We start from the raw sequence: 5915 nt of genomic DNA on the forward strand, positions 1-5915 counted from the left end.
AAGCTGCATAGAAAAAAGGCGACCCAAGGGTCGCCCAGTTTCTCCCGACAGCATCACCACAATGCAGTCGGGTCGCGATGTCGGAAGGCGAGCACACCACATGCCGCCGACTTTCATCGCGTTTCCAAGGCTCGGAAGCCTTGGTGTTGCTGCCGTTCTTACCACAGAGCTGGCAGCTGTTGCGCCAGGGGTGAACAACGGATTGTTCGCCCCGGCACGGTGCCGGTGTTGGTCTTACGAACCTAGCCGGCTTTGGGCCTCTCCAGACCACGCGGCAAATGTATCACCAACTTCTGTCGCGCGGCACTGGCAACTTTTAGGATTAATGCCATGAGCCGAATTGCTCTCAGTTCTCTGGAACGGGCGCAGCGGGAAATCCTGCCGCTCGATTTAGCGCTGTACCACGCCGCTCGCGATTACCCGGGCGGCGCTGCTGCCATCGCAGCCACGACCGGTCGTAACCCGACCACGCTGCAGCATAAACTGTCGCCGACCCACCCGAGCCACTCCATCAACATTCAGGAATTCGGCGAGATCCTCGAACTGACCAAGGATCGCCGCATTCTCGATGCGGTGCATGCGCTGGTCGGTGACACGGTCTGGCAGGAGCTGGCCGACACCTACACCAACGACATGCCCGAGACCCTCACCACCGGCATCGCTGAATACTTCCGCCAGGTCGCGGATCTGGCCGAGACCTGGGCCAAGAGCATCGGCGACGGTGTGGTGACTGATCAGGAACTGGCAGCGATTCGTCTGCAGGTGTTCCGGGGCATTCAAGGGCTACTCGGGTTGTTCAACCGCGCCACCTACGTCAACCAGACGACGCGAGGTGCCGACCGTGGCTGATATTGCTGATTTCGCCAACGATCTGGTGCAGGAACGCATCGATCAGGCCATGGCCGCGCGCAGCGCTGCCAAGGCCGAAAGCGCTGCCCATTCCTTGCTGTTCTGTGAAGCCTGCGACGACCCGATCCCGGAAGCACGCCGCCTGGCTCAACCGGGTTGCTCGCAGTGCATCAGTTGCCAATCCCTCTCTGAGCGGGGGATTCAGCATGCTCGATGAGGTATTGGGACAATTCGCCGATTACGGTCTGGAGCCGACACAACCGCTGGTGTTCGGCAAGCTGACCCGCTGCAAGACATCCCAGGACAAAGGCAAGGAAAAGAACGGCTGGTATGTGGTCCACGAGCAGCGCACGGAGAAGGGCGACACCCTGATCTTCGGCGCCTTCGGTGACTGGCGCTCGGGCGAGACGCAGAAGATCAAGGTCAAGGCCGGGCGGATGTCGCCGGAAGAGCGCGAAGTGATGCGCGCCCGCCAGGAAGAAGCCAAACGCCGCGCCGCGGAAATCGCGAACAACGCTGCGCGGCGGGCCGCGAAAAGGGCGCAGGGTCTGTTTGAGCGCATGCCGACCACCGGGCGCAGCGATTACCTGGACCGCAAACAGATTGTTGGCATTAACGTGCGTTACGCGCCGCGCACCGGCGCCGTATTGGTCCCAATGAAGAACGCCCGTGATCAGATCATGGGCCTGCAGGTGATCTTCCCGAACAAGCAGGAAGACACCGGCCGCGACAAATCCTACTGGCCCTACGGGATGGCTAAGGAGGGCACCTTTCACCTGCTCGGTCCGCACCCAGTACCGGGTGAACCGGTGCTGGTCTGTGAAGGTTACGCCACCGGCGCCAGCCTGCACATGGCGACGTCGCTCGCGGTGGCCGTGGCCTTCGATGCGGGCAACCTGCTGGCTGTGTGCAAGGTCATGCGCGAGCGCTTCGCCGGCTGCCCGCTGATCATCTGCCGCGATGACGACTGGAAGACCACCAAGCCCAACGGCGATGCCTGGAATCCGGGTGAGGAGAAGGCGAGCAACGCCGCTTTGATCGTCGGTGCCCAGGTGGTTGCGCCGATCTTCGCGGTCGAGCGCCACGACAAGTGGACCGACTTCAACGACCTGCATGTCGCCGAAGGTCTCGACGCAGTTCGCCGCCAAGTGCTGGCCGTGGTCCGCCCACCAGCAGCTGGTGGCTGGAAAGATCAGTTGGCCCGCAGCGAGAGCGGCGCCCTGATCGCGCACATGCAGAACGTCGAACTGATCCTCGCTCACGACGAACGCTGGGCCGGGGTGATCAGCTACTGCGCCTTCAGCTCGAAGATCGTCAAGCTGCGTGCCGCGCCCTATGGCGGTGGCACTGGCGAGTGGGCCGACATCGACGACGTGCGCGTGATGAAGTGGCTCGCGCAGCAGTACAACTTGCGCGTGAAGTCGTCGCACGTGATCGAAGCCGTCAGCGTCGTGGCGCACGACCACGCCTTTCACCCGGTGCGCGAGTACCTGAAAAAACTAGAGTGGGATCGTGTGCCGCGCCTGGAGCGTTGGCTGACCGATGTCATGGGGGTGAAAGAAACCGACTACACCTCCAAGGTCGGCAAACGCTGGCTGATCTCGGCCGTGGCACGGGTGATGAAACCCGGCTGCAAGGCCGACTCGGTGATGATCCTCGAAGGCGTACAGGGCGCCGGTAAGTCCACCGCCATGAGTGTGCTCGGCGGCGAGTGGTTCATGGACACGCCGTTTGCCCTCGGCGACAAGGACGGCTTCCAGGCGATTCGTGGCAAGTGGATCGTCGAGCTCGGCGAGCTGGACAGCTTCAACAAGGCCGAGAGCACTAAGGCTAAACAGTTCTTCTCGGCCTCGACCGACACCTACCGCGAAAGCTATGGCCGCAGAACCCTGGACGTGCCACGCCAGTGTGTCTTCGTCGGTACCACCAACCAGGACGAGTACCTGAAGGACGCCACCGGCAACCGTCGTTATTGGCCGGTGGCCTGTACCAAGGTCGACGTGCCGTTGCTGCGCGAGATCCGCGATCAGCTGTGGGCCGAAGCGGTGTTCTGCTTTGAGGCCGGCGACCTTTGGTGGGTCACGCGAGAGGAAGCGCCGATGTTCAGCGAGGAGCAGGACGAACGCTTTGTGGTGGACGAATGGGAGACGCCCATTCTGACCTGGCTCGAAGAGTCGCAGATCGGCGAGACCACCACCGGCAGCGAGGTAATGAGTCAAGCACTCAAGCTCGATCCAGGGCATTGGGGCAAGCCCGAGCAGATGCGCGTCGGCGCGATCTTGCACCGTCTCGGCTGGCGACGCTTCCGTCTGGGGGCGTTGAACAAGAGCGGTCAGCGGCCATGGGCGTACAAGAAACCCGAGCACTGGGGCAGGGCGTCTGCGCTGCAACGGGACGAGTTCGAGGAGCCCTGCTTCGATGATTAAGGCAATCGATATGGCCCTCAAACAATGGGCGCAGGAGCTGCACAGCGATGAGGTATCCGCTGGTTACTCAGGTGGCAACATGGTTGCGATGATGATGGAGAGCGGGGGGCAGCTCGTGCGCGGCAGGCGCGGGAGCAGGGTGCCGCTGGAGGCTTCACTGGACATCGAGCGCATCGTCAAGAAACGCCTCGACCCTGAGCTGATGACGGTGGTGCAGGTGCATTACTTCCAGCCTGACGCGCCCTTGGCGGCACGTCTGACGCGCAGTGGCTGCACACGCAACGTCTACTACCAGCGCCTGCATGACGCTCACATCGTGGTCGAGCACTTCCTCCTGGGGGAAGCGGCTTGATCGTGGGCATCGCTCTGGCTCACGCCGTCCCACCGACCTGCGTCCGTCCTACTGCTTTTGCAGTCGTGGGACGGGCGCAGGCCCCGTCGTTGTTGGGCTGTCCCACCGTCCCACCTTTTTTGCCTCCCACCCGTGTATGCGTAGCGGGCACAGGTACGCGCGTTCACGCGCACGCGTGTTTTTTAAATTTCTCTCTATACACGAGAAAAGAGAAAGAAAAGTAGGACGGTGGGGCAACGCCCCAATCTGCGGGACTTTCAGACGTCCCACCTTGTTTTAGAGAAGTGGGACGTATGGGACGCCGTTAAATCAACAGAAGCAAAAGCCAGCCGGGTTGAGATATTCACCGACATTCGCTAGCCGTTCACCGGACGTAAGCTACACATTCACCGGATGGCATTAAACCGGTCTTGCTGCCACCAGAATCGAGCTGTAAAAAGGGGCCATCTTCGATGGGTGCGACCGCAAAGCGCGGCAGGCCACCCACCACCCGACCCGGCCATAGCGCCGGGTCTTTTTGTTTAAGGGGCAGGGCAATGACGAACGAGCAACAGGCACTGGCAGAGATGCCGATCTGGTTGGTGATTGCCCTGTCCCTGGTTGGCGGCGTGTCTGGCGAGATGTGGCGCGCTGACAAGGATGGGGCACGGGGCTGGGCATTGGTGCGCCGCCTCGCACTTCGGTCCGGTGCCTGCATCGTGTGCGGCGTGTCAGCGATGATGTTGCTGTTCGGTGCGGGCCTGTCGATCTGGACAGCGGGCGCCCTGGGTTGCCTGACCGCGATGGCCGGCGCCGATGTCGCCATCGGCTTGTACGAACGCTGGGTCGCCAAGCGCCTGGACCTGAGCGAGGCCGAGCCGAAGGCATGAGCCGGGCAGGCCGGGTAGGGGGGGGCAGATTTCACGGGTCCTCCCCGAGGACCGCCCCCTACACGGGTTAGCGAACTCGCGGAATCTCTCTAGCTGAAATCTGCGCAGGGATGTCCGTCTTTCCAAAGGGATAGGGGCAGGGCATGGCAGTCGACCGACCGGACCGGGCAGAAAACCGCCGGGGACCCTGGGGACTTTCAAAGGACACGGGGTCGGAAACCCGCGGGATCGTGTTAGTGGGAGGCCCGCCAGCTTACTGAAATTTCAATCCACTGAAATCTTGAAAGGATTCATTGAAAAGCCGCTGAAAAGGAGGGCTTATGAGCGCAACCGAGTACCTGTCCAAGAGCTCTTCGCTGCGCATATTGGTCGGTCATCGACTACATCACCTAGCTTGAGGAAAGCGACCGGCTGGTCCATTCTACCAATAGCAAACAAGTCGACGGTAGAGCTCTGAAACGCAGATTCGCGAAACCGCCGAAATCTCATGAACGGATACTTAAAGCCGTTAAGGGTGGTATTCCAAAGAAAGGTAGCTCGACATGACATTGTAGCCATGTCGAGCTTTCGGTTAGTTAAAGCCAGTAATCGTAGTTAACCGGAACAAATTCAGGGTTAACCGATGAGTTAGATGGCGAGTCCATTGTCGAGATATCGCTTTTCTCTTCATTCAAATCGGAGCTATACATAAGGTCGTCAGTGTAGGTGGGAGTAGCAGTGTCAATAGTAGACAAACTATAAAGCTCGCCTTCCGCAATCCTCATACCAAGCGCATTATTGCCACTGGATTCGATAATCCGGTTGGTGACATCGCTAGTCGTCCAGATCACCCCATCGGAAAAGTGGAATTCCTCCACTGAATAGGTAGCCCCTGAAAAATAGCTTTGGATATTAATCACGTCATCCGTGCCATATCGCAGCACGAGATCATATGGGTTTGGGCGTTCGAAGCCGCTTATATCGGTTGATTTGACATCCGTAAAACGAATGACATCGACATTCGAGGCTGAGCCTTCTTCGGCGACGGTATCCTGACCATCGCCGCGACTGAAAACATAAGTGTCGGAGCCTGTGCCTCCTGCCAACGTGTCATTGCCTGCGCCTCCTACAAGCGTGTCTTCGCCGACAGCGCCGTTGAGTATGTCCTTGCCGGCTCCACCTTCAAGTACGTCATTACCGGCCTGACCATTCAAAATGTCATCACCGCCCAATCCGCGAATGATGTTGTCTTGGCCAATGACACCTGCAATGGAGTCGGCGCCTTCAGTGCCTACCAGATGCTTCGAGACATCAGCAGATGTCCAAGTGACACCATCAGCGAACTGAAACTTCTCTATCGACCATTCGGCGCCTGTAAAGAAACTCTGCACAGTCAGGGTGTCGTTCGTACCATAACGAATGAGCAGGTCCGAATATCCA

At 59.7% G+C, this 5915-nt stretch carries 6 protein-coding genes; 5 read left to right on the forward strand and 1 reads right to left on the reverse strand.

The window, feature by feature from the left end; all coding sequences use genetic code 11:
* Positions 1 to 330 precede the first annotated feature (330 nt).
* The 5 genes from ACTJKS_RS27820 (at position 331) to ACTJKS_RS27840 (ending at position 4496) form a co-directional block, all read left to right on the forward strand.
* Positions 331 to 849, forward strand: coding sequence for a phage regulatory CII family protein (locus ACTJKS_RS27820; RefSeq protein WP_083368989.1), 519 nt, complete (start codon positions 331 to 333; stop codon positions 847 to 849).
* Complete coding sequence (locus tag ACTJKS_RS27825) at positions 842 to 1066, forward strand: TraR/DksA family transcriptional regulator (RefSeq protein WP_008080171.1); 225 nt, start codon at positions 842 to 844, stop codon at positions 1064 to 1066. The genes ACTJKS_RS27820 and ACTJKS_RS27825 overlap by 8 nt, the downstream gene beginning before the upstream one ends.
* Positions 1056 to 3275, forward strand: a complete 2220-nt coding sequence (locus ACTJKS_RS27830; protein WP_440829016.1) for a VapE domain-containing protein — start codon at positions 1056 to 1058, stop codon at positions 3273 to 3275. Before ACTJKS_RS27825 ends, ACTJKS_RS27830 begins: the two co-directional genes overlap by 11 nt.
* Complete coding sequence (locus tag ACTJKS_RS27835) at positions 3268 to 3627, forward strand: PA0613 family protein (RefSeq protein WP_440829049.1); 360 nt, start codon at positions 3268 to 3270, stop codon at positions 3625 to 3627. Before ACTJKS_RS27830 ends, ACTJKS_RS27835 begins: the two co-directional genes overlap by 8 nt.
* 536 nt (positions 3628 to 4163) lie before the next feature.
* Positions 4164 to 4496 (forward strand): phage holin family protein, encoded by a 333-nt coding sequence (locus tag ACTJKS_RS27840; protein WP_134023327.1) that lies wholly within the window; start codon positions 4164 to 4166, stop codon positions 4494 to 4496.
* A 575-nt stretch (positions 4497 to 5071) separates the two neighbouring features.
* Here ACTJKS_RS27840 and ACTJKS_RS27845 read toward each other — a convergent pair.
* Positions 5072 to 5915 (reverse strand): calcium-binding protein (locus tag ACTJKS_RS27845; protein WP_440829050.1); only part of this gene is annotated, 844 nt, incomplete at its 5' end.

Source organism: Pseudomonas sp. 22189, assembly GCF_052045635.1.
In the GTDB taxonomy this organism is placed as follows: domain Bacteria; phylum Pseudomonadota; class Gammaproteobacteria; order Pseudomonadales; family Pseudomonadaceae; genus Aquipseudomonas; species Aquipseudomonas parakoreensis.

Excerpts from the sequence above, each read along its gene's own strand:
- ACTJKS_RS27820 (WP_083368989.1), top strand. The coding sequence starts at position 331 with ATGAGCCGAATTGCTCTCAGTTCTCTGGAACGGGCGCAGCGGGAAATC.
- ACTJKS_RS27830 (WP_440829016.1), top strand. The coding sequence starts at position 1,056 with ATGCTCGATGAGGTATTGGGACAATTCGCCGATTACGGTCTGGAGCCG.
- ACTJKS_RS27835 (WP_440829049.1), top strand. The coding sequence starts at position 3,268 with ATGATTAAGGCAATCGATATGGCCCTCAAACAATGGGCGCAGGAGCTG.
- ACTJKS_RS27840 (WP_134023327.1), top strand. The coding sequence starts at position 4,164 with ATGACGAACGAGCAACAGGCACTGGCAGAGATGCCGATCTGGTTGGTG.